Annotated in this window: 26 protein-coding genes; 10 read left to right on the forward strand and 16 right to left on the reverse strand. The window is 72.3% G+C overall.

Going from position 1 to position 26088, the window contains the following annotated elements; genetic code table 11:
* Positions 1 to 150 precede the first annotated feature (150 nt).
* The 5 genes from SCK26_RS16540 to cseC all read left to right on the forward strand — a co-directional run bounded on the left by SCK26_RS16540 (position 151) and on the right by cseC (position 4590).
* Entirely contained in the window at positions 151 to 1026 is an 876-nt protein-coding gene (locus SCK26_RS16540; RefSeq protein ID WP_318202077.1) for an A/G-specific adenine glycosylase, read from the forward strand.
* A 274-nt stretch (positions 1027 to 1300) separates the two neighbouring features.
* Positions 1301 to 1840: a SigE family RNA polymerase sigma factor gene (locus SCK26_RS16545; RefSeq protein WP_318202078.1), complete on the forward strand. Its 540-nt coding sequence runs from the start codon at positions 1301 to 1303 to the stop codon at positions 1838 to 1840.
* Between the two features lie 41 nt (positions 1841 to 1881).
* On the forward strand, positions 1882 to 2490 hold the full coding sequence (locus SCK26_RS16550) for a hypothetical protein (RefSeq protein WP_318202079.1): 609 nt from the start codon (positions 1882 to 1884) through the stop codon (positions 2488 to 2490).
* A 38-nt stretch (positions 2491 to 2528) separates the two neighbouring features.
* The gene (gene cseB, locus SCK26_RS16555) at positions 2529 to 3227 is read left to right on the forward strand and encodes a two-component system response regulator CseB (protein WP_318202080.1); all 699 of its coding nucleotides are present in this window, start codon (positions 2529 to 2531) and stop codon (positions 3225 to 3227) included.
* A 10-nt stretch (positions 3228 to 3237) separates the two neighbouring features.
* Positions 3238 to 4590: a two-component system sensor histidine kinase CseC gene (cseC, locus tag SCK26_RS16560; protein ID WP_318202081.1), complete on the forward strand. Its 1353-nt coding sequence runs from the start codon at positions 3238 to 3240 to the stop codon at positions 4588 to 4590.
* Between the two features lie 486 nt (positions 4591 to 5076).
* Here the strand turns inward: cseC and SCK26_RS16565 are convergent, their stop codons facing one another.
* Positions 5077 to 6648 carry an MDR family MFS transporter gene (locus SCK26_RS16565; RefSeq protein ID WP_318202082.1) on the reverse strand — a complete coding sequence of 524 codons (1572 nt, stop codon included), beginning with the start codon at positions 6646 to 6648 and terminating at the stop codon, positions 5077 to 5079.
* 122 nt (positions 6649 to 6770) lie between these two features.
* On the opposite strand from SCK26_RS16565, the gene SCK26_RS16570 reads away from it, so the two are divergent.
* Complete coding sequence (locus SCK26_RS16570; RefSeq protein WP_318202083.1) at positions 6771 to 7370, forward strand: TetR/AcrR family transcriptional regulator; 600 nt, start codon at positions 6771 to 6773, stop codon at positions 7368 to 7370.
* A gap of 1 nt (position 7371) precedes the next feature.
* On the opposite strand, the gene SCK26_RS16575 is transcribed toward SCK26_RS16570, so the two are convergent.
* Positions 7372 to 7923, reverse strand: coding sequence for a M23 family metallopeptidase (locus tag SCK26_RS16575; protein WP_318202084.1), 552 nt, complete (start codon positions 7921 to 7923; stop codon positions 7372 to 7374).
* Positions 7924 to 8400: 477 nt separating this feature from the next.
* On the opposite strand from SCK26_RS16575, the gene SCK26_RS16580 reads away from it, so the two are divergent.
* Positions 8401 to 9027, forward strand: coding sequence for an HAD family acid phosphatase (locus SCK26_RS16580; RefSeq protein ID WP_318202085.1), 627 nt, complete (start codon positions 8401 to 8403; stop codon positions 9025 to 9027).
* Positions 9028 to 9104: 77 nt separating this feature from the next.
* Here the strand turns inward: SCK26_RS16580 and SCK26_RS16585 are convergent, their stop codons facing one another.
* Positions 9105 to 11630 carry an ATP-dependent Clp protease ATP-binding subunit gene (locus SCK26_RS16585; protein WP_318202086.1) on the reverse strand — a complete coding sequence of 842 codons (2526 nt, stop codon included), beginning with the start codon at positions 11628 to 11630 and terminating at the stop codon, positions 9105 to 9107.
* A gap of 430 nt (positions 11631 to 12060) precedes the next feature.
* Here SCK26_RS16585 and SCK26_RS16590 point away from each other — a divergent pair, with 430 nt between their 5' ends.
* Positions 12061 to 12729 (forward strand): SCO3374 family protein, encoded by a 669-nt coding sequence (locus SCK26_RS16590; protein ID WP_412080751.1) that lies wholly within the window; start codon positions 12061 to 12063, stop codon positions 12727 to 12729.
* Here the strand turns inward: SCK26_RS16590 and SCK26_RS16595 are convergent.
* From SCK26_RS16595 to SCK26_RS16640, 10 genes are all read right to left on the reverse strand, one after another.
* Positions 12708 to 13043, reverse strand: a complete 336-nt coding sequence (locus SCK26_RS16595; protein WP_030606126.1) for a histone-like nucleoid-structuring protein Lsr2 — start codon at positions 13041 to 13043, stop codon at positions 12708 to 12710. The genes SCK26_RS16590 and SCK26_RS16595 overlap by 22 nt on opposite strands.
* 204 nt (positions 13044 to 13247) lie before the next feature.
* Positions 13248 to 13781: an amino-acid N-acetyltransferase gene (locus SCK26_RS16600; RefSeq protein WP_318202088.1), complete on the reverse strand. Its 534-nt coding sequence runs from the start codon at positions 13779 to 13781 to the stop codon at positions 13248 to 13250.
* A 9-nt stretch (positions 13782 to 13790) separates the two neighbouring features.
* Complete coding sequence (locus SCK26_RS16605; RefSeq protein WP_358693673.1) at positions 13791 to 14213, reverse strand: BlaI/MecI/CopY family transcriptional regulator; 423 nt, start codon at positions 14211 to 14213, stop codon at positions 13791 to 13793.
* 243 nt (positions 14214 to 14456) lie between these two features.
* Positions 14457 to 14633: a hypothetical protein gene (locus SCK26_RS16610; protein ID WP_318202090.1), complete on the reverse strand. Its 177-nt coding sequence runs from the start codon at positions 14631 to 14633 to the stop codon at positions 14457 to 14459.
* 167 nt (positions 14634 to 14800) lie between these two features.
* A complete protein-coding gene (locus SCK26_RS16615) occupies positions 14801 to 15451 on the reverse strand; it encodes a hypothetical protein (protein ID WP_318206023.1) in 651 nt (216 codons plus the stop codon).
* A 128-nt stretch (positions 15452 to 15579) separates the two neighbouring features.
* Complete coding sequence (locus SCK26_RS16620) at positions 15580 to 16377, reverse strand: type III pantothenate kinase (RefSeq protein WP_030606136.1); 798 nt, start codon at positions 16375 to 16377, stop codon at positions 15580 to 15582.
* Between the two features lie 5 nt (positions 16378 to 16382).
* Positions 16383 to 17360: a carboxylating nicotinate-nucleotide diphosphorylase gene (nadC, locus tag SCK26_RS16625; RefSeq protein ID WP_318202091.1), complete on the reverse strand. Its 978-nt coding sequence runs from the start codon at positions 17358 to 17360 to the stop codon at positions 16383 to 16385.
* Positions 17361 to 17365: 5 nt separating this feature from the next.
* Entirely contained in the window at positions 17366 to 19087 is a 1722-nt protein-coding gene (locus SCK26_RS16630) for an L-aspartate oxidase (RefSeq protein WP_318202092.1), read from the reverse strand.
* Entirely contained in the window at positions 19084 to 20076 is a 993-nt protein-coding gene (panC, locus tag SCK26_RS16635; protein WP_318202093.1) for a pantoate--beta-alanine ligase, read from the reverse strand. Before panC ends, SCK26_RS16630 begins: the two co-directional genes overlap by 4 nt.
* On the reverse strand, positions 20073 to 21146 hold the full coding sequence (locus tag SCK26_RS16640; protein WP_318202094.1) for a Rossmann-like and DUF2520 domain-containing protein: 1074 nt from the start codon (positions 21144 to 21146) through the stop codon (positions 20073 to 20075). The genes panC and SCK26_RS16640 overlap by 4 nt, the downstream gene beginning before the upstream one ends.
* Before the next feature lie 168 nt (positions 21147 to 21314).
* On the opposite strand from SCK26_RS16640, the gene SCK26_RS16645 reads away from it, so the two are divergent.
* Entirely contained in the window at positions 21315 to 22511 is a 1197-nt protein-coding gene (locus SCK26_RS16645; protein WP_318202095.1) for a threonine aldolase family protein, read from the forward strand.
* Between the two features lie 62 nt (positions 22512 to 22573).
* Here SCK26_RS16645 and SCK26_RS16650 read toward each other — a convergent pair whose 3' ends face one another.
* The gene (locus tag SCK26_RS16650; protein WP_318202096.1) at positions 22574 to 22780 is read right to left on the reverse strand and encodes a hypothetical protein; all 207 of its coding nucleotides are present in this window, start codon (positions 22778 to 22780) and stop codon (positions 22574 to 22576) included.
* A gap of 164 nt (positions 22781 to 22944) precedes the next feature.
* On the opposite strand from SCK26_RS16650, the gene SCK26_RS16655 reads away from it, so the two are divergent.
* Positions 22945 to 24048, forward strand: a complete 1104-nt coding sequence (locus SCK26_RS16655) for a DUF5937 family protein (RefSeq protein ID WP_318202097.1) — start codon at positions 22945 to 22947, stop codon at positions 24046 to 24048.
* A 28-nt stretch (positions 24049 to 24076) separates the two neighbouring features.
* On the opposite strand, the gene SCK26_RS16660 is transcribed toward SCK26_RS16655, so the two are convergent.
* Positions 24077 to 24748 (reverse strand): response regulator transcription factor, encoded by a 672-nt coding sequence (locus SCK26_RS16660; RefSeq protein WP_318202098.1) that lies wholly within the window; start codon positions 24746 to 24748, stop codon positions 24077 to 24079.
* A gap of 117 nt (positions 24749 to 24865) precedes the next feature.
* Entirely contained in the window at positions 24866 to 26071 is a 1206-nt protein-coding gene (locus SCK26_RS16665; protein WP_318202099.1) for a sensor histidine kinase, read from the reverse strand.
* Positions 26072 to 26088 lie beyond the last annotated feature (17 nt).

Genomic DNA, 26088 nt, shown 5'->3' on the forward strand with positions numbered 1-26088 from the left:
TGCTCGCGTCACCCGCCGCGCCGGAGTGAACTTTTCCGGATCATCATTTCGGTAACTGCGTTGGGCGGCGCGGTTCTTCGGGTTCCGCCACGCTCGGTGACCACGCCCTCACGCACGACTCCCGGCCGGCCGTGGCAGGATCGAAGGGCCATGACTGAGAAGCTCCACGCCCCCGTGATCGCCTGGTTCGACGCCCATGCCCGTGACCTCCCCTGGCGCCGCCCGGAGGCGGGCCCGTGGGGCGTGATGGTCAGCGAGTTCATGCTCCAGCAAACCCCGGTGAGCCGGGTGCTGCCCGTCTACGAGGAGTGGCTGACCCGCTGGCCGCGCCCGGCCGACCTGGCGAAGGAGGCACCGGGCGAGGCGGTGCGCGCCTGGGGCCGGCTCGGCTATCCGCGCCGCGCCCTGCGGCTGCACGGCGCCGCGGTCGCCATAACGGAGCGGCACGGCGGGGACGTGCCGACGGACCACGCGCAGCTGCTGGCGCTGCCCGGGATCGGCGAGTACACGGCGGCGGCCGTCGCCTCCTTCGCGTACGGGCAGCGGCACGCGGTGCTGGACACCAATGTGCGCCGGGTGATCGCGCGGGCGGTGACCGGGGTGCAGTACCCGCCGAACGCCACCACGGCCGCCGAGCGGCGCCTGGCCCGGGAACTGCTGCCCGCGGACGAGCGGACCGCCGCGCGGTGGGCCGCCGCCTCCATGGAGCTGGGCGCGCTGGTGTGCACGGCGAAGAACGAGGGGTGCGGGCGGTGCCCGATCGCCGGGCAGTGCGCCTGGCGGCTGGCGGGCAAGCCGGAGCACTCCGGGCCGCCGCGGCGCGGACAGACGTACGCCGGCACGGACCGGCAGGTGCGCGGCAAGCTGCTGGCCGTGCTGCGCGAGGCGCACGCGCCGGTGCCGCAGGCGGCGCTGGACCGGGTGTGGCACGAGCCGGTGCAGCGGGCCCGCGCGCTGGACGGGCTGGTCGCGGACGGTCTGGTGGAGCCGCTGCCCGGCGGTCTGTACCGGCTGCCGCTGGCCTGACGCACAGCCAGGTCACAGTCCCGGGGCGTACGTTACGAAGGAACCAATGCGGCATAACGCCCGACAAAGGGACGTAACTCTCCTGCGCTCTACCCTGTTCCGGCTTCCGTTACACAACCGACGGATAGCCGATTGCCAGCCGCAGGCTGGTCCGCACAGCCCCGTGACAACCGCTCCGTAGCTTCTTCTCCGTGCCCGGCGGACCACCGGGCACGGAGACAGCGGGACTTCCGGCAGGAGCCGGAGGCACAACGGGGAACGGAGGCGGTTGATCATGGCGCAGGGCGAGGTGCTCGAATTCGAGGAGTACGTCCGCACCCGGCAGGACGCGCTGCTGCGCAGTGCCCGCCGGCTGGTACCGGACCCGGTCGACGCCCAGGACCTGCTGCAGACCGCGCTGGTGCGGACGTACGGCCGCTGGGAGGGCATCGCCGACAAGCGGCTCGCCGACGCCTATCTGCGCCGGGTCATGATCAACACGCGGACCGAGTGGTGGCGGGCGCGCAAGCTGGAGGAGGTGCCGACCGAGCAGCTGCCGGACGCCTCCGTGTCGGACTCCACCGAGCAGCACGCGGACCGGGCCCTGCTGATGGACGTCCTGAAGGTGCTCGCACCGAAGCAGCGCAGTGTCGTGGTGCTGCGACACTGGGAGCAGATGTCCACAGAGGAGACGGCCGCGGCCCTCGGCATGTCGGCCGGTACGGTCAAGAGCACGCTGCACCGGGCGCTCGCCCGGCTCCGTGAGGAGCTGGAGGCCCGCGATCTGGACGCACGCGCGCTGGAGCGTGAGGAGCGGGAGCGTTGCGCGGCCTGACCGGGGCCGGACCCGACGGGGTCCGAGGGAGTTCGCAGGCGGTGATCGCGGTGGGGGCCGCGCTCGCCGCCCTCGCCCTTTTCCTCGCCGCCTGCGGCAGCGGGGGCACCGGCGCCCGGGACGAGGGCCCGGCGCACGCCTCGGCGGCGGCGGACGCCGCCGCCGCTCCCGTCCCCTCCCCCAGCACCTCCTTCGGCAAGTTCCGCCGGGTGGACGCCGTGGCGCTGCTCAAGCGCGACCCCGAGGTGTCGGCGGCGGTCAAACGGGAGCTGAAGCCGTGCGACGGCGACGACTACCAGGTCGACGTCTCGTACGCCGATCTCACCGACGCCCCGGTGGACGACGTCGTCATCAACGTGATGACCTGCGCGGACTGGGTCGGCATCGGCTCGTACGTGTACCGGGACGACGGCGGCGTGTTCCGCAACGTCTTCAAGAGCGAGGAGTCCCCGGTCTACGCGGAGATCGACCGCGGCACGCTGTCGGTGACCCGGCAGTATTACGAGCAGGACGACCCGATCTCCAGCCCGTCCGGTGACATCGTGACCCCCTACACCTGGAAGGCGGGCCGGTTCGTCCCGGGCAAGCCCACCCGCAACGAGTACGGCAAGTCCGCCGACGGCACCCCGCGGCCCGTGCCGGCCACCTGACCCCCCACACGCACACCATGAGGACTGAGAGCACCGGGATGGCAGACCAGACCCACGTCCTGTTCGTCGAGGACGACGACGTCATCCGCGAGGCCACCCAGCTCGCCCTGGAGCGGGACGGCTTCGCGGTCACCGCGATGCCCGACGGCCTGTCCGGCCTGGAGGCGTTCCGGGCGGACCGACCCGACATCGCCCTGCTGGACGTCATGGTGCCGGGCCTGGACGGGGTCAGCCTGTGCCGGCGGATCCGGGACGAGTCGACCGTGCCGGTGATCATGCTGTCGGCGCGCGCCGACTCCATCGACGTCGTCCTCGGCCTGGAGGCGGGCGCCGACGACTACGTGACCAAGCCGTTCGACGGTGCCGTGCTGGTCGCGCGGATCCGAGCGGTGCTGCGCCGCTTCGGGCACGCGGGCGGGGAGCGGGCGCAGGAGACCGGGGCCGCGGTCACCGGCACGCTGGCCTTCGGGGACCTGGAGATCGACACCGAGGGCATGGAGGTACGGCGGGCCGGGCAGCCGGTGGCGCTCACCCCGACCGAGATGCGGCTGCTGCTGGAGTTCTCCTCCGCGCCGGGCACCGTCCTCTCCCGCGACAAGCTGCTGGAACGCGTGTGGGACTACGGCTGGGGCGGTGACACCCGGGTCGTGGACGTGCATGTGCAGCGGCTGCGGCAGAAGATCGGCCAGGACCGGATCGAGACGGTCCGCGGCTTCGGCTACAAGCTGAAGGCGTGAGCGAGGCGGTATGCGGGGGATCCTGCGGCACCCGGTCCGGCGCATGGAGCGCGCGGGACTGCGCACGGGGCTCAGATGGAAGCTGAGCGCGGCGATCGCGCTGGTGGCCGGTCTGGTGGCGGTCGTACTGAGCCTGGTCGTGCACAACGCGGCCCGGGTCTCGATGCTGGACAACGCGCGCGAGCTGGCCAACGACCGCCTGGTGCTGGCCCAGCGCAACTACGAACTGAACCGGGGGCCGGTCTTCCCCTACGTCCAGATCGACGACCCCGAGCTGCCGGACGCGCTGCGCGAGAGCGTCGAGCGGGGCCGGCGGGCCAGTGACGTCTCCCGGCACGGCAAGGACCCGGACGTCTGGGCGGCCGTCCCGGTGAAGGGCGGACACGTGCTGTCCGTACACCTGCATCTGCCGGACCGCAGCGTCGACATGCTGAGGGACCTGGACCAGGCCCTCGTCATCGGCTCGGTCGCGGTCGTGCTCGGCGGCAGCGCGCTCGGCGTGCTGATCGGCGGGCAGCTGTCCCGCCGGCTGCGGAAGGCGGCGGCCGCCGCGAACCAGGTCGCCAAGGGCGAGACCGAGGTCCGGGTGCGGGAGGCCATCGGCGGGGTCGTACGGGACGAGACCGACGATCTCGCGCGCGCGGTGGACGCCATGGCGGACGCGCTGCGGCAGCGGCTGGAGGCCGAGCGGCGGGTCACCGCCGACATCGCGCACGAGCTGCGCACCCCGGTGACCGGACTGCTGACGGCGGCGGAACTGCTGCCGCCCGGCCGGCCCACGGAACTGGTCCTGGACCGGGCGAAGGCGATGCGCACGCTGGTCGAGGACGTGCTGGAGGTGGCCCGGCTGGACAGCGCCTCGGAGCGGGCGGAGCTGCAGGACATCGTGCTGGGCGAGTTCGTGGCGCGCCGGGTGGCCGCCAAGGACCCGGAGATCGCCGTGCGCGTGGTGCACGAGTCGGAGGTCACCACCGATCCGCGGCGGCTGGAGCGGGTGCTCTTCAACCTGCTCGCCAACGCCGCCCGGCACGGCCGGCCGCCGATCGAGGTCACCGTGGAGGGCCGGGTCATCCGGGTCCGCGACCACGGCCCCGGTTTCCCCGAGGAGCTGCTGGCGGAGGGGCCGAGCCGGTTCCGCACCGGCAGCAAGGACCGCGCCGGGCAGGGCCACGGGCTGGGCCTGACCATCGCGGCCGGCCAGGCCCGCGTCCTCGGCGCCCGGCTGACCTTCCGCAACGTCCGACCCGCCGGCACCCCCGCCCACCTGCCCGCCGAGGGCGCGGTCGCCGTCCTGTGGCTCCCGGAGCACGCCCCCACCAACACGGGCAGCTATCCGGTGCTGCCGGTGTCCGGGGGGAACTAGCGAAGGACGGCGACCGGGACGCGGAACGGCGCCGGGAGCGGGCGGGTCGGTCACGGGAGTCCCGGCCGGCCCACGGGGAGCACCGGCGACGGCCACAACCTGCGCTGACGCGCGCGGCCCCGCCGTCCCGCTCCCCCGGCCGGAGAAGCAGCGGCGGAGGGAGCGGGCAGGTCGGTCACAGGCGTCCCGGCCCGCGGGCCGGGACGGAGCACCAACGACGGCCGCGTCCTGCGCTGAGGCACACGGCCACACCCTGCGCCGAGGCACGCGGACCCGCGTCCCGCTCCCCCGGCCGGTGGGCGCCGGGCGTCGCGGCCGTTCCTCCGGCCCGCGCGACCCGTTCCGCCGCCCGGAGGGGAGGTCCGCGGCTCCCGCGCGGCGCCGGCGGCGCCGCGATGCCGGAGGCGGGTGCGAACGGCCAGGGCCCAAAAAACGCCGAAGGCCCCGGCGGCGGACACGCGCCGGGGCCTTCGGGGACGGGGTGGCTCAGACGGCCTCGATCACCGGCTGCGGTGCCGCTTCGGCGCCCTCGCCGGAGGCCTTCGGTCCGCCCTTGAGCGGCACCTCCTTGACGAACAGGGCCGCGATCAGCACCGGCACCGCGATCACGGCGCCGAGCAGGAACGCGGAGTGCGTGCCGGAGGACACCGCGTGCTGGTAGGCCTCGCGGACCGCCGCCGGCAGCTTGCTCAGGCTGTCCGCGTCCAGCTGCGCCGACTTGGCGGTGATCTTCGAGCCCGGGCCGCCGGCCCGCTCGGCCATGACGTCCTGGACGCGGTGGTTGAACAGCGCGCCCATGATGGCGACGCCGAAGGAGGAGCCGAGCGTACGGAACAGGGTGGCCGAGGAGGACGCCACGCCCATGTCCCTCATCCGCACGCTGTTCTGCGCGACCAGCATGGTGATCTGCATCAGGCAGCCCATGCCGGCGCCGACCACGGCCATGTAGACGCCGGAGGTGAACCGGCTCGTGCCGGTGTCCATCGTCGACAGCAGATACAGACCGACGATCATCAGTGCGCCGCCGACGATCGGGAAGATCTTGTAGCGGCCGCTGCTGGTGGTGATCCGTCCGGCGATCATCGAGGTCACGAGCATCGCGCCGAGCATCGGCAGGAGCAGCAGGCCGGAGTTGGTCGCGGAGGCGCCCTGCACGGCCTGCTGGTACAGCGGCAGGAACAGCGTGGCACCGAACATCACGAAGCCGGTGATGAAACCGATGACGGCCATCAAAGTGAAGTTGCGGCTCTTGAAGATGTGCAGCGGCAGCACCGGCTCGGCGGCCTTGGTCTGCCAGAACACGAACCCGATCAGCGCGGCCACGCCGATGCCGATCAGCTCCATGATCCGCGCGGAGGTCCAGGCGTACTCGGTACCGCCCCAGGTCGTGACCAGCACGATCGCGGTGATGCCGACGGTCAGCAGGACCACGCCCAGGTAGTCGATGCCCGCGTTGGACCGCTTCCTCGGCAGCTGGAGCACGACGGTGACCAGCGCGAGGGCGACCGCGCCCAGCGGCAGGTTGATGTAGAAGGCCCAGCGCCAGCCCCAGTTGTCGGTGATGGTGCCGCCGACCAGCGGGCCGCCGATCATCGCCAGCGCCATCACGCCGGCCATCATGCCCTGGTACTTGCCCCGCTCCCGAGGCGGCACGAGGTCGCCGATGATCGCCATGACGCCGACCATGAGACCGCCGGCGCCGAGTCCCTGCACCGCCCGGAACCCGATCAGCTGGCCCATGTCCTGGGCCATGCCGCTCAGCGCCGAGCCGATGAGGAAGATCACGATCGAGCTGAGGAAGGCCCCCTTGCGCCCGTACATGTCACCGAGCTTGCCCCAGACCGGGGTCGAGGCCGCGGTGGCCAGGGTGTAGGAGGTGACGACCCAGGAGAGGTGCTCCAGGCCGCCCAGGTCACCCACGATCGTGGGCATCGCCGTGCCCACGATCATGTTGTCGAGCATCGCGAGCATCATCGCGATCATGAGCGCAAGAAGCACTACTCGCACGCTTCTGGGCCGTTTGCCCGCTATGACGCCTTCTACCGTGTCCGCCATCATCTTCCCGTTTCCCCCAGGGCGATACTTACTTGCCGCCCGGCTAGTTCTCACTACACTGGGAAGGTAGACGGCTTACTAGCCGGGCGTCAAGTAAGTTTCGCGGAAGCGCGAGGAGTACGAGGATGGGCGGCACCATGGACGGCACCAAGCAGCAGCGCCGCGGCAACACCCGCCAGCGCATCCAGGACGTGGCCCTCGAACTCTTCGCGGAGCAGGGCTACGAGAAGACCTCCCTGCGGGAGATCGCCGAGCGCCTCGACGTGACCAAGGCGGCGCTGTACTACCACTTCAAGACGAAGGAAGAGATCATCGTCAGCCTCTTCGAGGACCTGACGCAGCCGATCGAGGACCTCATCGAGTGGGGCAGAGGACAGCCGGGCACCCTGGAGACCAAAGAGGAGATCATCCGCCGCTACAGCGAGGCGCTGGCGGGCGCGGAACCGCTGTTCCGCTTCATGCAGGAGAACCAGGCGACGGTACGCGAACTGCGCATCGGCGACACCTTCAAGGACCGGATGCGCGGCCTGCGGGACATCCTCATCACCCCGGAGGCGGAGCTGGTGGACCAGGTGCGCTCGGTCAGCGCGATGTTCACGCTGCACGCCGGGATGTTCGTGCTGCAGGACGTCGAAGGCGACTCCGAGAAGCGGCGCGAAGCCGTTCTCGAAGTCGCCTTGGACATGATCCGGCAGGCGCACGAACACGCCCGCCACAAGGACTAGGTCAGACCGTCACGCCGTGGGCGCGCAGGAACGCGACCGGGTTGACGGCGGAGCCGTAGTTCGGGGTGGTGCGGATCTCGAAGTGCAGGTGCGGGCCGGTGGAGTTGCCGGTGGAGCCGGACAGCGCGATGTGCTGGCCGGTCGCCACGACCTGGCCGATCCGCACGTCGATGCGGGACAGGTGCGCGTACTGCGAGTAGGTGCCGTTGCCGTGCTTGATGACGACGGCGTTGCCGTACGCCGGGCCGTCGCCGGCGCCGTTGGGACCGGCCTTGACGACGGTGCCGCCGTGCGCGGCGACGACCTCGGTGCCGGTCGGCACGGCGAAGTCCTGGCCGCTGTGCTTGGCGACCCAGTGACCGCCGGCCTGCATGAAGCTGGCGGAGAGCGTGTAGTGCCTCACCGGGTCGACCCAGGACGTGGCGGACGCGGTGGCGGCGCTCGCGACCCCGGTGCCCAGGACGGCCGTGGCGCCGAGACCGGCGGCCATGACGGCCACGCGGGTGCGGAGCGAGGACGTACGGGCGGAGCGGGACGTGAAGCGTCGGAACATCGTGACCTCGTGAACTCGGGGACTGGTCGGCCACCCGGCACACGGACGTCCGTCGAAGACATCCACCGCAGCGGCCATTACTTGGTAACCGAGCACCCCGAGCGCTGACAAAGGGCCCCTCTACGGCATCGAGTAGTAGATGCCCGGCGAAAACGGCCGATTCTTGACACCCGCCGCGCCTGGTGGCCACCGCGCCTGACGTCGGGCTTTCCCTCGCTTCCCGCGGCCGACTTCCGCGAAGAAAATCCCTTTTATCCGCCTATTTCCGTTCACCGGGTGGCTTAGTAGGTGACGTACCTCCTGTGCGGCATGTCACCGGCCCGATAAACCGACGAGCACGTAATTGTGACGCAGACCTCTATCCACCTACCGTCCGGTAACCCTACGGTTCCTCTCGCGCCATCCTCGGCTCGGATCATGCCCCTGACCTTCAGGACGCGTACGGACACGCGTACGGACGTGAGAGGACCCCCACCGATGACCAGACGCCCCTGGGCGCGCCGCAGCTCCGTGACCGCCGTCGCGCTGGCCGCGCTGGCCGCCGTGGCCGTACAGGCCGCCCCGGCGCAGGCCGCCCCGGCCCCGGCCGCGGCCGGCATCACGGCCGCGAAGGTCGACCACGCCACCTGGCAGAAGGACTGCCAGGCCGTCATGGACCAGGCCCTGCCCTACCTCAAGCAACGCATCGCCGCCGCCCGGCCCGGCGAGAAGCAGGCGATCGTCTTCGACATCGACAACACCACGCTGGAGACCGACTTCGGCTTCAGCTACCCCCAGCCCGCCAACCGGCCCGTCCTCGACGTCGCCCGCTACGCCCAGGAGCGCGGCGTCTCCCTCTTCTTCGTCACCGCCCGTCCCGGCGTCCTGTACTGGCCCACCGAGTACAACCTCGAACACGACGGCTATGAGGTCGCCGGCCTCCACGTCCGCGGCCTGACCGACCTCTTCAAGGACGTCGCCGCCTACAAGACCGCCCAGCGCGTCGGCATAGAGAACGACGGCTACACGATCATCGCGAACATAGGCAACAACACCACGGACCTCTCCGGCGGCCACGCCGAGAAGACCTTCAAGCTCCCGGACTACGACGGACAGTTGTCGTAACCCCGCACGTAGGCAACGCTGAAGGGGCCGGTGCCCAAAGGCACCGGCCCCTTCACGTCGGTCGAACCGCCGGAGGCTTACGCGTCCTTGCTCAGGTTGGGACCCGCCCCACCCGCGGCCTGCTCGATCGGCGGGGCGTCCGGCAGGGCCGACTTCTCCTCACCGCGGAAGGTGAAGGTGGCGGCGTCGCCCTCGCCCTCGGTGTCCACGACCACGATGTGACCGGGACGCAGCTCGCCGAAGAGGATCTTCTCCGAGAGCGTGTCCTCGATCTCGCGCTGGATCGTGCGGCGCAGCGGCCGGGCGCCCAGCACCGGGTCGTAACCCTTCTTGGACAGCAGCTCCTTGGCGGACTGGGACAGCTCGATGCCCATGTCCCGGTCCTTCAGGCGCTCGTCCACCTTGCCGACCATCAGGTCGACGATCCGCAGGATGTCCTCCTGCGTCAGCTGCGGGAAGACGACCACGTCGTCGACGCGGTTGAGGAACTCGGGGCGGAAGTGCTGCTTCAGCTCGTCCGACACCTTGTTCTTCATGCGCTCGTAGTTGGTCTTCGTGTCACCCGCGGCGGCGAAGCCGAGGTTGAAGCCCTTGGAGATGTCCCGGGTGCCGAGGTTGGTCGTCATGATGATGACCGTGTTCTTGAAGTCCACGACCCGGCCCTGGGAGTCGGTCAGGCGACCGTCCTCCAGGATCTGCAGCAGCGAGTTGAAGATGTCCGGGTGGGCCTTCTCGACCTCGTCGAACAGGACGACCGAGAACGGCTTGCGGCGCACCTTCTCCGTCAGCTGGCCGCCCTCCTCGTAGCCCACGTAGCCGGGGGGCGAACCGAAGAGGCGGGAGACCGTGTGCTTCTCGCTGAACTCCGACATGTCGAGGGAGATCAGGGCGTCCTCGTCACCGAAGAGGAACTCGGCGAGCGCCTTGGACAGCTCGGTCTTACCGACACCGGACGGGCCGGCGAAGATGAACGAGCCACCCGGACGCTTCGGGTCCTTCAGGCCGGCGCGGGTACGGCGGATCGCCTTCGACAGCGCCTTGACGGCGTCGTTCTGGCCGATGACCCGCTTGTGCAGCTCCTCCTCCATGCGGAGCAGGCGGCTGGACTCCTCCTCGGTCAGCTTGAAGACCGGGATGCCGGTGGCCGTGGCGAGGACCTCGGCGATCAGCTCGCCGTCGACCTCGGCGACGACGTCCATGTCGCCGGCCTTCCACTCCTTCTCCCGCTTCGCCTTGGCGGCGAGGAGCTGCTTCTCCTTGTCGCGCAGCGAGGCGGCCTTCTCGAAGTCCTGCGAGTCGATCGCGGACTCCTTGTCCCGGCGGACGCCGGCGATCTTCTCGTCGAACTCGCGCAGGTCCGGCGGAGCGGTCATCCGGCGGATGCGCATCCGGGAACCGGCCTCGTCGATCAGGTCGATCGCCTTGTCCGGCAGGAAGCGGTCCGAGATGTACCGGTCGGCCAGGGTGGCCGCCTGGACCAGGGCCTCGTCCGTGATCGAGACGCGGTGGTGCGCCTCGTACCGGTCGCGCAGGCCCTTGAGGATCTCGATCGTGTGCGGCAGGGACGGCTCGGCGACCTGGATGGGCTGGAAGCGGCGCTCGAGGGCCGCGTCCTTCTCCAGGTGCTTGCGGTACTCGTCCAGCGTGGTCGCACCGATGGTCTGGAGTTCGCCGCGGGCCAGCATCGGCTTCAGGATGCTCGCCGCGTCGATGGCGCCCTCGGCGGCACCCGCACCGACCAGCGTGTGCAGCTCGTCGATGAACAGGATGATGTCGCCGCGGGTGCGGATCTCCTTGAGCACCTTCTTCAGGCGCTCCTCGAAGTCACCGCGGTAGCGGGAGCCGGCGACCAGGGCGCCGAGGTCCAGCGTGTAGAGGTGCTTGTCCTTGAGGGTCTCGGGCACCTCGCCCTTGACGATGGCCTGGGCGAGGCCCTCGACGACGGCGGTCTTGCCGACGCCCGGCTCACCGATCAGGACCGGGTTGTTCTTCGTGCGGCGGGACAGCACCTGCATGACCCGCTCGATCTCCTTCTCGCGCCCGATGACCGGGTCGAGCTTGGACTCACGAGCGGCCTGGGTGAGGTTCCGGCCGAACTGGTCCAGGACCAGAGAGGTCGAGGGGGTGCCCTCGGCCGGGCCGCCCGCGGTGGCGGTCTCCTTGCCCTGGTAACCGGAGAGCAGCTGGATGACCTGCTGCCGCACCCGGTTGAGGTCTGCGCCCAGCTTGACCAGGACCTGGGCCGCGACGCCCTCGCCCTCACGGATCAGGCCGAGCAGGATGTGCTCCGTGCCGATGTAGTTGTGGCCCAGCTGAAGAGCCTCGCGGAGCGACAGCTCCAGGACCTTCTTGGCACGGGGGGTGAAGGGGATGTGCCCGGACGGAGCCTGCTGGCCCTGACCGATGATCTCCTCCACCTGCTGGCGGACCGCCTCAAGCGAAATGCCGAGGCTCTCCAGGGCCTTAGCGGCGACACCTTCGCCCTCGTGGATGAGACCCAGGAGGATGTGCTCGGTGCCGATGTAGTTGTGGTTGAGCATCCGGGCTTCTTCCTGAGCCAGGACGACAACCCGCCGCGCGCGGTCGGTGAACCTCTCGAACATCGTTAATCGCTCCTCAGAGCGGTCAGGCAGTGGGGGGAACTTCCCCTCCCTGTCCTTCCGCAGCTTAGTCCCGCAAGCGGGGACCGCTCATTCCAACTGCCGACACCGTCGATGGCCTCCTGACCGTGTGCGCCGACATCTGCTCCAACCCGATGGTGCGAGACGATGTTCCCGCAGGCCAGGCAGTTACCCCACTCGCCAGTACGCCGTTGGCGAACGTGAGACGGCCCGTTCTGCGTGTCGCCCCCTCCCACTAGGGATGTCTTACCCGCAGGGACTGACACTCCATGCCGCGCGCACCGGTTCCCTCCGCTACGGGCGAACAGCCTTGCGTCTCCCCGGACCCCCACGCGCCCCTTCCACCGGCACTCTTCGCAGCCGACGGCGCACCCAGCGTAACCCGGATGCCGCCGCGGCGGTTGCAGTGGGCATGGCTGGCTCCGTCCCCGTGACGACCTCGGTCCCCCCGCCCCGCCGGCCCGCCGCCACGGCCGCGCCGCCCGGAGGCCCGGGCGCCGGCCCGGACGCCCGGGCCCGGCACCGGTACGAGAACGAACTGGGCTGGCCGACCGCGCCCGGACGGCCGCTGCGGCTGGTCACGGGGGTGCGGTTCGACGTGCTGGACGTGCCGGCCGAGGCGGGCGCGCGGGCGCTGCGGCATCTCGCGCCGGGCTCCCCGGTGATCCTCCGGGGCGATCGCATGGAGCTGCTGGTGGCTCCGGGCGGCGCGGAGGAGCTGCCAGGGCTGCTGGAGTGGCTGGAATGGGGCCCGGTGGCCCTGGACCTGCGGGCCCTGGGACCGGGCGGCACGCTGCGGGCCCCGGCGCCGGCCGGGTGCGGGCGGGCCGTGTCAGCGCAGGGGGCCGCCGTGTGGCTGCGGCCCCCCGGACCGGGACGCGAGGAGGTCGACGCCTCGCTGCCGGCCATGCCGGGCATGCCCGGTGTGACGGCCGTGCCGGCCATGGGGCGCGAGGGGAGCGCCCCCGATCTCGTACGGCTGGTGGACACGGTGGCAGCGCACTGTCACCGGGTCCGGCTGCGGCGCGGGTGCGCCGGGCGTTCCGTCGGCCGGCGGGATCAGCCGTTGGCCTTCTCGTAGGCCTCGCGAATCGACGCGGGAACACGGCCCCGGTCGTTGACCTCGTAACCGTTCTCCTTCGCCCAGGCGCGGATGGCCGCGGTGTCCTGGTTGCCGCCGGAAGCGGCACGCGCCTTTCCGCGCCCGCCGGAAGCACGGCCACCGGTACGGCGCCCGCCCTTCACATAGGGCTCGAGAAGGCCGCGCAGCTTGTCCGCGTTGGCGGTCGTGAGATCGATCTCGTACGTCTTGCCGTCCAGCGCGAACGTCACGGTCTCGTCCGCCTCGCCGCCGTCGAGGTCGTCGACAAGAAGGACCTGAACCTTCTGTGCCACCGCATTTCCTTTCATCGATAACGTTGAGGACCAGGGGTGTGCGGCGTCCGCCGTTTCGCCGCCCCTGTTATATGCAGTACTGCAGTACGTCGGAAAGCAAACCGCTTTTGCCGGAAAAACACAAACCCTCGGGAGTGACCCGGCACCCCGGCCCCGCCCGGAAACATGCGCGTTTCGGACATAGGGCACCCCTGGCAATGACGATCACAGATGCAGAAGCATCCGACTGTTGCCCAAGGTGTTCGGCTTCACTCGTTCGAGACCGAGGAACTCCGCGACGCCCTCGTCATAGGAACGCAACAGCTCCGCGTACACATCGGTGTCGACCGGCGTCTCCCCGATCTCCACGAAGCCGTGCTTCCCGAAGAAGTCCACTTCGAAGGTCAGGCAGAAAACCCGGCGAACGCCGAGCCAGCGCGCGGTCTCCAGCAACTTCTCCAGCAACTGATGTCCCACGCCGGCGCCCTTGAGGCCGGGCTTCACCGCGAGAGTGCGTACTTCCGCCAGGTCCTCCCACATGACGTGCAGCGCTCCGCAGCCGACGACCTCGGCGTTGTCGTCGCGTTCGGCGACCCAGAACTCCTGGATGTCCTCGTAAAGCGTGACGGTGGCTTTGTCGAGCAGGATGCGGCCGCGGACGTAGGCGTCGAGGAGGCGGCGCACGGCCGGGACATCGCTGGTCCGGGCCCGCCGGACGGTGATGGCTTTTGCGGAGACTTCGGCACGCTCTGCTGACATGAGCGGACGCTATCGCCCGCCGGCGTCCTCTGCCGAGCCGGGGTTCTCCTCTTGCCGGGCTTCGGGCGCTTCCTGTTGCCGGGCTTCGGCGGCTTCCCGGGTTTCTTCCGGTCCCTGGACGATGCGTACGGCGTCCCTGAGGGCCTGGCGCTGTTCCTCGCTCATCATGCCGAAGAAGGCGACGAGAGCGGCCGCCGGGTTGTCGCTCTGGGACCAGGCGTCGTTCATCAGGGCCGCGGCGTAGGCGGCGCGTGTCGACACGGCTTCATATCGATAGGCCCGGCCTTCCGCCTCACGGCGCACCCAGCCCTTCTGATGGAGATTGTCCAAAACGGTCATCACGGTGGTGTACGCGATCGAGCGTTCCCGCTGGAGGTCTTCCAGGACTTCTCGAACGGTCACCGGGCGGTTCCACTTCCACACCCGCGTCATGACCGCGTCTTCGAGTTCTCCCAATGGGCGAGGCACAGCTCAGAACAATAGTGGGAGAACCGGCCAATGGCGTGCCGGACGTGCGCTAGGACGGCAAAACCGAACAAAAAGGTCGTGCGGGTGGGAAACGCGAGGGCTCCGGGACCGCCGGGACGGGCGGCGTCCGCGGGCAGCGCGCAGCGGCCGCGCGGGGATCCCGCGCGGCCGGGTCCTCCCCGGGGACGCGCGTCCGGCCGGGGTCGGTCAGACGTCGGCGGCGGGGCGCGTGGACGCGGCGTCCGCGCGGGCGAGGGCGGCGTCGACGGCCGCGTCCTCCTTGGCCTTGGCGGCCCCGCCCTGGGTCTTCACGATCACCCTGACCACACCGATGAAGAACACGGCCATGACGACCGGGGGCACGAGCGCGGAGACGTAGTCCATGCCTCCAGAGTAGCCACGGCGGCCCGGACGAAAGGGGCGGGGTGCGCGAACCACCCGCACGCGCCACGAGCCCGCACCCGGCCGCGAGACCCGCACGGCCGGACGGCGCCCTCGTCCGGCGGCCGCAAGCCGCGGACGGCGAGCGTCCGGCAGGGGTCCGCCGTCGTTCAGACCGCGGCCAGCCGCTGCGGGGCCGGCGGCTCCGCGGGCGGGGCCGGCTTGCGGCGCGGGAAGACCTCACCCGGTGTGGGGATGGGCCGCTTCGGCGCCTCCGGGTCCGGCCCGGGCCGCTCCGCCGGAGGCACCGGCGCCGGCTTCTCCGCCGGCTTCGGCGGCTCTGCGGCCGCCCCGTCCTCCCCTCGCGCCCCGCAGTCCCCCGCCCCGCCCGCGAGGGCCAGCAGCCGCGTCCGCGCGGCCGGCACGGCGGGCGCCGGCGCCCTGCGCCCACCCTGCGCGAACCGTGCCCGTACGTCCTGCTCGGCCAGAGCCTGGCAGCGGTCCAGCAGCGCCGCCGCCATCCGGTTCCCGCGCAGCGCCCGGAGCGCGGCGAGATCGTCCGGCGTGGGACGGTGCCCGGCCCCGAGGGCCTCCTCCAGCAGCGCGAGGTAGCCGGCGACCGTGCCCGGCAGAGCGGCCCGGTAGCGGCCCAGGTCGGCCACCAGGAAGGCGCGCAGCCTGGCCCCCTCGCACAGCGCCTCGTCCAGCGAGTCGGCGAGCCGGAGGCAGTCCTGGACGTCCTCGGCGGTGGCGTGGCCGGGGTGGAGGGCGAGGGCGAGGGCGCGGCGGAGCACACGCAGCTCCTCCGCGCCGAACGCCATGCCGCCGCGGGATCCGTATGGCGTGGGCATGCGGCGACGCTAGCGCTAATCGGACAAAAGTGACACAGCAGGACGTTTTTTCGCCGCGTGTCGCTCCCCGGTTCCCTCGTCCGGGCCCTCCGAGGTCCTTACAGCCGGGACACGTTCCGTTCGTAGACCAGGCGCAGCCCGATCAGCGTCAGCCACGGCTGGTGCTCGTCGATCACCGAGGACTCCCCCAGCACCATCGGCGCGAGCCCGCCCGTGGCGATCACCGTCACGTCGTCCGGGTCGTCGGCCAGCTCCCGGGCCATCCGGTCCACCACGCCGTCGACCTGGCCGGCGAACCCGTACACGATGCCGGCCTGCATGGCCTCGACGGTGTTCTTGCCGATCACGCTGCGCGGCCGGGCCACCTCGATCTTCCGCAGCTGCGCGCCCTTGACGCCGAGCGCCTCCACGGAGATCTCGATACCGGGCGCGATCACCCCGCCGACGTACTCCCCGCGCGCGGAGACCGCGTCGAACGTGGTCGCCGTACCGAAGTCGACGACGATCGCCGGGCCGCCGTACAGCTCGACGGCCGCGACCGCGTTGATGATCCGGTCGGCGCCGACCTCCTTGGGGTTGTCGGTGAGGATCGGCACGCCCGTCTTCACGCCCGGCTCGACCAGGACGGCGGGCACGTCGCCGTAGTACCGCCGGGTGACCTCGCGCAGCTCGTGCAGCACCGACGGCACGGTCGCGCAGATCGCGATGCCGTCGATGCCGTCGCCCAGTTCCTCGCCGAGCAGCGGGTGCATGCCCATCAGGCCCTGGAGAAGCACCGCCAGCTCGTCCGCGGTGCGGCGCGCGTCCGTGGAGATGCGCCAGTGCTCCACGATGTCCTCGCCGTCGAACAGGCCGAGGACGGTGTGCGTGTTGCCGACGTCGATGGTGAGCAGCATGGCCGTTACTCCGCTTCGCGCAGATCCAGGCCGATGTCCAGGATCGGCGAGGAGTGGGTGAGCGCGCCGACGGCCAGGAAGTCCACGCCCGTGTCGGCGTACGCGCGCGCGTTCGCGAGCGTCAGCCGGCCGGAGGCCTCCAGCAGCGCCCGGCCGCCGACGATACCGACGGCCTCCTCGCACTCGCCGGGCGTGAAGTTGTCCAGCAGGATCAGGTCGGCGCCCGCGTCCACCACCTCGCGCAGCTGGTGCAGGGTGTCGACCTCGACCTCGATCGGCACGTCCGGGAAGGCCTCCCGTACGGCCGTGAACGCCTGCGCGACGCCGCCGGCGGCGACCACGTGGTTGTCCTTCACCAGGGCCGCGTCGGACAGCGACATGCGGTGGTTGACGCCTCCGCCGCAGCGGACGGCGAACTTCTCCAGCGCGCGCAGGCCCGGGGTCGTCTTGCGGGTGTCCCGCACGCGCGCCTTCGTGCCCTCCAGCGCGTCCGCCCACGCGCGCGTGGCGGTCGCGATGCCGGACAGCCGGCACAGCAGGTTCAGCGCGCTGCGCTCGGCGGTGAGCAGGTCACGGGTGCGCGTGGTGACCGACAGCAGCTTCTGCCCGGCCTCCACCCGGTCGCCGTCGTCCACGTGCCGCTCGACCTCGAACTCGTCCGTGCAGACCACGGAGAGCACGGCCTCGGCGACCCGGAGGCCGGCCACGACGCCCGCCTCGCGCGCGGTGAAGTCGCCGGTGGCCACCGCGTCCTCGGAGATGGTCGAGACCGTGGTCACGTCCACGCCGCCGGCCAGGTCCTCCTGGATGGCGACGGTCGCGATGTCCTCGACCTCGACCGGGTCGAGCCCGGCGGCGGCCAGCAGCTCGGCGAGCGCGGGGTCCAGCCCGCACTCCAGGTACTCCTCGTCGCCCTCGGCGCCGCAGCCGCAGCCGTCGCCGCAGCCGCCGGTGGGGACGAGAGGAAGGTCGTCGGTGCTCACGTCTGTCACTGCTCCTGGGGGCGCTGGAATTGCCGGGTAGGGGGGAAGTCTGCGGTGTCGGTGGTGCGTACGGCCAGCGACCGGTCCGGATTGAGCCGTACGACGATGTGGCGCCGCCAGCGGGCGTCGTCGCGGTCGGCGCGGTCCTCGCGCCAGTGGCAGCCGCGGGTCTCCTCGCGCAGCCGGGCGGCGGCGACCAGCACCCGGGCCACGCACAGGAGGTTCGTCGCCTCCCAGGTGTCCACGCCGGGCTCGGCGGTCTTGCCGTTCTCCTCCAGCGCCTCCCTGGCCTCGGCGTGCAGCCGCTGGAGCCGGTCGGCGGCCCGGGCGAGGGACTCCTCGGAGCGCAGGACGCCCGCGCCCTCGGTCATGGTCCGCTGGATGGCGAACCGGGTCTCGGGAGCGAGCAGCGGGTGCGCGGGCTGGTCCGGCTGCGCGACCGGCGCGGGCACGCGCGCGTGGAGGGCGTCGTCCGCTCGCGCGGCGGCGATGTCGGCGGCGATCCGCTCGGCGTAGACGAGCCCTTCGAGCAGGGAGTTGGAGGCGAGCCGGTTGGCGCCGTGCACGCCGGTGCACGCGACCTCGCCGCACGCGTACAGGCCGGGCACGGTGGTGCGGCCGTGGGCGTCGGTGCGCACGCCTCCGGAGGCGTAGTGGGCGGCCGGGGCGACCGGGATGGGCTCGGTGACCGGGTCGATGCCGTGGGCGCGGCAGGCGGCCAGGATGGTCGGGAAGCGCTGCTCCCACATCTCGGCGCCGAAGTGCCGCGCGTCCAGGTACATGTGCTCGGCGCCCTGCTCCAGCATCCGCCGCAGGATGCCCTTGGCGACGATGTCCCGGGGCGCCAGCTCGGCCAGCTCGTGCTGGCCCACCATGAAGCGCGTGCCGTCGCCGTCGACCAGGTGGGCGCCCTCGCCGCGCACCGCCTCGGAGACCAGCGGCTGCTGGCCCTCGGCGTCCGGGCCGAGGAACAGCACGGTCGGGTGGAACTGGACGAACTCCAGGTCGGAGACCTCGGCGCCCGCGCGCAGCGCCAGCGCCACGCCGTCACCGGTCGACACCGACGGGTTGGTGGTCGCGGAGAACACCTGGCCCATACCGCCGGTCGCGAGGACCACCGCGGGGGCGTGCACGGCGCCCACGCCGTCGTGCTGGCCCTCGCCCATCACATGCAGGGTGACGCCGGCCGTACGGCCGTCGGCGTCCGTCAGCAGGTCCAGGACCAGCGCGTTCTCGATGGTGTGCAGCCCGCGCGCGCGGACCGCTTCCACCAGCGCCCGGGAGACCTCGGCGCCGGTCGCGTCGCCGCCGGCGTGCGCGATGCGGCGCCGGTGGTGACCGCCCTCCCGGGTGAGGTGGATGTCGCCCTCGTCGTCGGTGTCGAAGTGGGCGCCGGTGGAGATCAGCCGCCGGACCGCGTCGGGACCCTCGGTGACGAGGGTCCGTACGGCCTCCTCGTCGCACAGGCCCGCGCCGGCGACGAGGGTGTCCTGAAGGTGCTGTTCGGGGGTGTCGCCCTCGCCGAGGGCGGCCGCGATGCCGCCCTGCGCCCAGCGCGTGGAGCCGTCGTCCAGCCGGGCCTTGGTGACCACGACGGTGGTGAGGCCGGCGGCCTCGCAGCGCAGGGCCGCGGTCAGGCCGGCCACGCCGGAGCCGACGACGACCACGTCCGCGGAGATGGCCCAGCCGGGGGCGGGCGCGTGCAGTCGTATGCCTGTGCTGGTCACGAGGCGGCTCCGAAGGTGAGGGGGATGTTGTCGATCAGCCGGGTCGAGCCGACCCGGGCGGCGACGGCGAGGACGGCCTCGCCGGTGAAGTCGGCGCCGATCTCGGTGAAGTCGGCGGGGTCGACCAGCGCCAGGTAGTCCAGCCGCAGCGGCGGGTCGAGGCGGACGGCCTCGTCCAGGACCTGGTGGGCGGCGGCGCGCACGGCCGCCGGGCCGCCGGGCGCGGCGGTGGCCACGGCGTGCGCGTCGGCGGCGGCGCGGGACTCGCCTATGGCGCTCAGCGCCTCGGCACGCGCGCGCGTGGCGGGCACTTCCCGGGCCCGCGCGCGCAGCGCCTCCTGCGCCGCGTGCCGGTCCCGGCCGGCGAACAGCGCGCGGGACAGCGCGAGCGCGGTCCGGCGCTCCTCGGGCGAGAGGTAGCGGTTGCGGCTGGACAGGGCGAGCCCGTCCTCCTCGCGCACGGTGGGTACGGCGACGATCTCCACGCCGAAGTTCAGGTCCCGCACCATGCGCCGGATCAGGGCCAGCTGCTGGGCGTCCTTCTGCCCGAACAAGGCGACGTCCGGGCGGGTGAGGTGGAGCAGCTTGGCGACGACGGTGAGCATGCCGTCGAAGTGGCCGGGCCGCGCGGCACCCTCCAGGCGCTCGCCCATGGGCCCGGCGCTGACGCGTACCTGGGGTTCGCCGCCGGGGTACACCTCGTCCACGGAGGGCGCGAACACGGCGTCCGCGCCGGCCCGCCCGGCGAGTGCCAGGTCGGCGTCCAGGGTGCGCGGGTAGCGGTCCAGGTCCTCGCCCGCGCCGAACTGGAGCGGGTTGACGAAGACGGTGACGACGACCTCGCCGTCCGGGCCCGCGATCTCGCGCGCGGAGCGGATCAGGGTGGCGTGGCCCTCGTGCAGGGCGCCCATGGTCATCACGACGGCGCGGCGGCCGTGGCGCACGCGTGCGTGCAGCTCTTCGGCGGTGCTCAGCAGGGCGGTGGTCATCGGTCGTTCCCCTCGGTGCCGGTCGGGCCGTCGGTGCCGGTCGTTCCCTCGGTGCCGGTGGTGCCGGTGGTGCCGTCGGTACCGGTCGTGCCGTCGGTGCCGTTCGCTGCGTCGGTGCCGGTCGTGCCGCTGGCTCCGGTGGTGCCGCCGGTGCCGTGGCTCGTGCGGCCCCCGTCGGCGAGTACCCCGAGGAGGTCCTCGGCGAGTTCCGGCTTCAGCAGGCCGCCCGCGAGCGCGCGGTCGGCCGTCGCGCGCGCCATCGCCAGATAGCCGGCCACGGTCTGCGGGGCGTGCCTGCGCAGTTCGGTGATGTGCGCGGCGACCGTGCCGGCGTCCCCGCGCGCGACCGGGCCGGTCAGGGCGGCGTCGCCGGAGCGCAGCGCGTTGTCCAGGGCGGCGCCGAGCAGCGGGCCGAGCATCCGGTCGGGCGCGCCGACGCCGGCCGCGCGCAGCAGGTCCATGGACTGGGCGACCAGGGTCACCAGGTGGTTGGAGCCGAGGGCGAGGGCCGCGTGGTACAGCGGGCGGTTCTCCTCGCTGATCCACTCCGGCTCGCCGCCCATCTCGATCACCAGGGCCTCGGCGGCCAGCCGCAGTTCCTCGGGCGCGGTGACGCCGAAGGAGCAGCCCGCGAGGCGCTGGACGTCCACCGGGGTGCCGGTGAAGGTCATCGCCGGGTGCAGGGCCAGCGGCAGGGCGCCCGCGCGCAGGGCGGGGTCGAGGACCCTCGCGCCGTACCGGCCGGAGGTGTGCACCAGCAGCTGTCCCGGCCGTACCGCGCCGGTCTCGGCGAGGCCGGCGGCCAGGCCGGGCAGGGTGTCGTCGGGGACGGTGAGCAGGACCAGGTCGGCGCGCTGGAGCACCTCGGCGGGCGGCACCAGCGGGACGCCCGGGAGCATGGCCTCGGCGCGCCTGCGGGAGGCGTCGGAGACTCCGGAGACGGCCACCGGGCGGTGCCCGGCGAGCTGGAGGGACGCGGCCAGCGCGGGGCCCACGCGGCCGGCGCCGACGACACCGACGGTGAGCCGCGCGGGGCGGTCCTTGAGGTCTGGCTGGTGGACTGTACTCACGCGACGGCGGCCTTCCCGTTCCAGTCCGCTCTGGGTACCGGACGATTTCTCGTCATGTTAACGCTATCCGGTGCGGCGGCGGCCGGTCGTCCACAGGCTGTGGGTTTGTCCACACCCCCGGGCGGAAAATCGACTGCCCGCGCGCGCGTGGAGCGTCATGATCCGTCCATGACTGATGCGGCGATACCGGACGAACACGAGTACGACGACCAGCGGCCGGACACGCGCCCGGCCGCGGCGGAGCGGCTGCGGGAACGGCGCCGGGCCGCCTTCGCGACGGCGGAACGGGTGCTGTCGCGGCCGGGCTACCGGCGCACGATCCGGGAGCGGCTGGCGGTCCTGGAGGCGGCGTCCGAGGTGTACGACCTGGACCGGTACTCGGACGTCTACGGCGACGGGATCGTGGCCGATCTGGAGGAGCGGGTCGCGGCCCTGCTCGGCACGGAGGCCGCCGCCTTCTTCCCGACCGGCACGATGGCCCAGCAGGTGGCCTTGCGCTGCTGGGCGGGCCGCACCGGCGACCCGGCGGTGGCCCTGCACGCCCTGGCCCACCCCGAGGTGCACGAACGGCATGCGTTCAGCCAGGTCAGCGGGTTGCGCCCGGTGCGGGTGACCGGCGCGCCCCGGCTGCCCACGGCGGCCGAGATACGCGACTTCCCCGAGCCCTTCGGGACGCTGATGCTGGAGCTGCCCCTCCGGGACGCCGGTTTCGTGCTGCCGGCCTGGGAGGAGCTGACCGAGGTCGTCGAGGCGGCGCGGGAGCGCGACGCGGTGGTGCACTTCGACGGCGCGCGCCTGTGGGAGTGCGCGGTCCACTTCGGCCGGCCCCTGGCGGAGATCGCGGGCCTCGCCGACAGCGTCTACGTGTCGTTCTACAAGTCCCTCGACGGTTTCGGCGGCGCCGCGCTGGCCGGCCCGCGCACGCTGGTGGAGGAGGCCAGGACCTGGCGGCACCGGTACGGCGGCGCGGTCTACCAGCAGTTCCCCACCGTGCTGTCCGCGCTCGTCGGACTGGAGCGCGAACTGCCCCGGCTCCCGGACTACGTGCGGCACGCGCGCGTGGTCGCCGCCGCGCTGCGCGAGGGCTTCGCCGCGGCCGGCCTCCCGTGGGCCCGCGTGCACCCCGAGGAGCCGCACACCAACGAGTTCCGGGTCTGGCTGCCGTACGACGCCGACGTCCTGATGGAGGCGGCCGTGCGGCAGGCGGAGGAGACGGGCACGTTCCTCTTCGCCGATGCCTGGGACCAGGGCGGGCCGGGACTGGCCTTCACGGAGGTCTCGGTGCGCTCACAGGGCCTGGACTGGACGGCGGACGACGTACGGGCGGCCGTCGCCGGCTTCACGCGCCGGCTGCCCGGCGCGTGAGCGGCGCGTGCGACACCCACGCCCACGCGGGGCCTGCGCGCCGCACGCCGCCGCGGCCGGCGTCACAGCGCTCTCGGCCGCAGCCACCGGCGCAGGACGGACCGCAGCCGTCCGCGCGCCGGGCGCCCGGCGACGACGGCGTCGAAGCGCCGGTGCTCCCGTAGTTCGCGCAGCGCGTCCAGGTCGTGCCGGCCCGGCGCGGGCGGTCCGGGCTCGCCGTGCAGACGGGCGCGGTAGGTGTCGAGGAGGTACTGCTGGGTGATGCTCATGGCGGACAACCTTCTCGGGACGTGAACTGATCGGGTGACTGATCGGGCTCCGCGGCTGCCCCGGTGCCTTCAGCCTGCTGTCCCGACCGCGCGGCTGTCCCGTCGATTGACGGCTGCCGTCAATCGACGCGGGCGCTGTCGGTGGGCCGGTGCACGATGGGGGCATGAGCGTGACCATCGACATCACCGGACTGCCGCTGGAGCAGGTCACCGTCGTGCCGTCTCCGCTGGCGGAGCTGGGGATGGCGCTGCACGCGCTGAGCGAGCCCGGCCACCATCCCGACCTGCGGGGATGGGCGACCGCCGTCTCCTCCCGGCTGGACCCCTGCCTGGCCGACCGGTTGTGCGAGGCGGACTTCCTGTGGCGTTCGACGTTCTCGGACGTCTTCGCCCCGTTCGCCGGCATCCCGGGCGGGCGCACGCTGCCCGGGGCCACGCTCGCCGAGGAACTGGACCTGCTGGACAAGCTGACGGACGGGCAGTTCGTCAACGCCGCGCTGGAGTTCACCTGCCAGCTGCGCTACGACGTCCAGGAGACCGGCCCGCTGGAGGACCCGGAGCTGCGCCGCCGCTCCCTGGAGCTGGCCGCCGCGCGCGGTGCCGTGCAGGAGCGGTTCACGCGGCGCCTGCTGACCGATCCGCCGGCCGTGCGCGCCTGGTTCCGGCAGCTGATGCTCGACTGCGACGACGCGTTCTTCGCCGACACCTGGGCCCGGATCCAGCCCCAGCTGGCCGCGGACGCCCGGCACAAGACCGAACTGCTGCGCCGCAAGGGCCTCGGCGAGGCCCTCGCCGCGCTGTCCGGGGCGGTGTCGCTGGACGAGGCGGGCCGGCTGATCACGGTCGACAAGCTGCTGACGGGCCGCACCGCCACCGGCGACGGCGGCCTGGTGCTGGTGCCGACCAGCCTCGGCTGGCCGCACCTGATGGTGCTGCACCGGTACGGCTGGCAGCCGACGATCACCTATCCCGCGAGCGGTCCCCGGCCGCAGACCCCGTCCGTGGAACAGCTCACGCGCCGGCTGGACGCGCTGGCGCACCCGGTGCGGATGCGGCTGTGCCGGCACCTCGCGCGCTCCCCGCACACCACCAGCGAGCTGGCCGACGCGCACGGCATGACGGCGCCCGAGATATCCCGGCACCTGTCGGTGCTGAAGAAGGCGGGCCTGATCACCGACTGCCGGCGCGGCCGGTACGTCCAGCACCAGCTGGACCTGGCTGCGGTGGCCCGGCTCGGCAGCGACTTCATCGAGGGCGTCCTGCGCTGAGCCGCCGCCGCGGGACCGGCCGAAGCGGTCAGCCGTGGCCGCCCGCGCGCACGAGTCCCGTCTCGTACGCCAGGACGACCACCTGCACCCGGTCCCGGAGGCCGAGCTTGGTCAGGATGCGGCCCACGTGGGTCTTCACCGTGGCCTCGCTCAGCACCAGCCGGGCCGCGATCTCGCCGTTGGACAGGCCTTGGGCGACCAGCACCATGACCTCGCGCTCGCGCTCCGTGAGCCGTTCCAGCTCCTTGTGCCGGGGCTCGCCGCCGGTGGCGGGCAGCATCGGCGCGAAGCGGTCCAGCAGCCGCCGGGTGGTGGAGGGCGCGACGACCGCGTCACCGCTGTGCACGGCGCGGATCGCGGCCAGCAGGTCGCCGGGCGGCACGTCCTTGAGCATGAAGCCGGAGGCGCCCGCCTTCAGCCCGGAGAAGGCGTACTCGTCCAGGTCGAACGTGGTGAGGATGAGGACCTTCGGCGGGTCGGGCTCGGAGCAGATCCGCCGGGTGGCCTCCACGCCGTCCAGCTTCGGCATCCGGACGTCCATCAGGATGACGTCGACGGCGGTGGACCGCAGCACCTGAAGGGCCTCCACGCCGTCGCCCGCCTCCGCGACGACGTCCATGTCCGGCTGGGCGGCGAGCACCATCCGGAACCCGGTGCGCAGCAGCACCTGGTCGTCGACGAGCATCACGCGGATCGTCATGGGTCCTCTTCCGTGTCCTCGGCCGCCGTCTTCCGGTGGCCGTCCTGGGGTGCGGTGGGGTGCGGTCTCAGGGTGCCGTGTCGCGCCGCGGTGGTGCGCGCGGGGCGCGACGCGGAGTCAGTGCGCCGGTTTGAGCGGCAGCAGGGCGCTGATGCGGAATCCTCCGCCGGGGCGCGGGCCCGCGTCCAGCGTGCCGCCGACCATGCCGACGCGCTCGCGCATGCCGATCAGGCCGTGCCCCCGGCCGTCGGCGCCGCCCTCCTCGTACAGCTCGTGCGGGGCGCCCTTGCCGTCGTCCTCGACCAGCAGGCCGAGGCCGTCGTCGAAGTACACCAGCCGTACGCTCGCGCCCGCGTTGGGCCCGCCGTGCTTGCGGGTGTTGGTGAGCGCCTCCTGCACGATCCGGTACGCGGTCAGCTCCACCCCGCTGGGCAGCGGGCGCGGGGTGCCCTCCACCTTGAAGTCGACCGGCAGGCCGGAACTGCGGCACTGCTCGACGAGGTCGTCGATCTGCTCGACGTCGGGCTGCGGGACGTACTCCCCGCTCTCCTGGTGCTCGCCGGTGCGCAGCACGCCCAGCAGGCGGCGCATCTCGGCCAAGGCCTGGCGGCCGGTGGAGGAGATCGTCTCCAGCGCCTTCCTGGCCTGGTCGGGCGCGGTGTCCATGACGTAGGCGGCGCCGTCGGCCTGCACCACCATCACCGACACGTTGTGCGCGACCACGTCGTGCAGTTCGCGCGCGATACGGGCGCGCTCGGCGGCGACCGCGACCTTCGACTGCGCCTCGCGCTCCTTCTCCAGGCGGGCCGCGCGCTCCTCCAGCTGGGCGAAGTAGGCGCGCCGGGTGCGCATGGAGTCGCCGAGCACCCAGGCGAGGGCGAAGGGCACCGTCTGGAAGACCGCGACGGCGATCTGCCCGGCGAAACTGGCCTGTTCCTGCGGCCAGCGGATCTGGGCCAGGGGCGCCGCGCAGAGGCTGACGGAGAGGGCGAGCCGGGAGGACCAGCGCGCGCCGATCGCCGCGACCGTGTAGGTGATCACCAGCATGGCGAAGTCGGCGACGGTCGTCTGGACATCCAGGACCAGCTGGGCCAGCCCGGTCGCCACGGCGACCAGCAGCATCGGCTCCGGGAAGCGACGGCGCAGGGCCACGACCGCGCACAGGAGGGCGGACACGGCCATCCCGGCGGGCAGCGATCCGTGGTGGTCCGGCGACCCGTCGAAACCGACCTCGCTCACCGCGGACATCCCGAACAGGACGACGGCCCAGAAGGTGTCGACCCAGAACGGGTGGCGACGGAGGAAGTCATAGAGACGCTGCACGTAACCCAGCGTAGGGA

It is taken from the genome of Streptomyces sp. SCL15-4 (assembly GCF_033366695.1).
Lineage (GTDB): Bacteria > Actinomycetota > Actinomycetes > Streptomycetales > Streptomycetaceae > Streptomyces.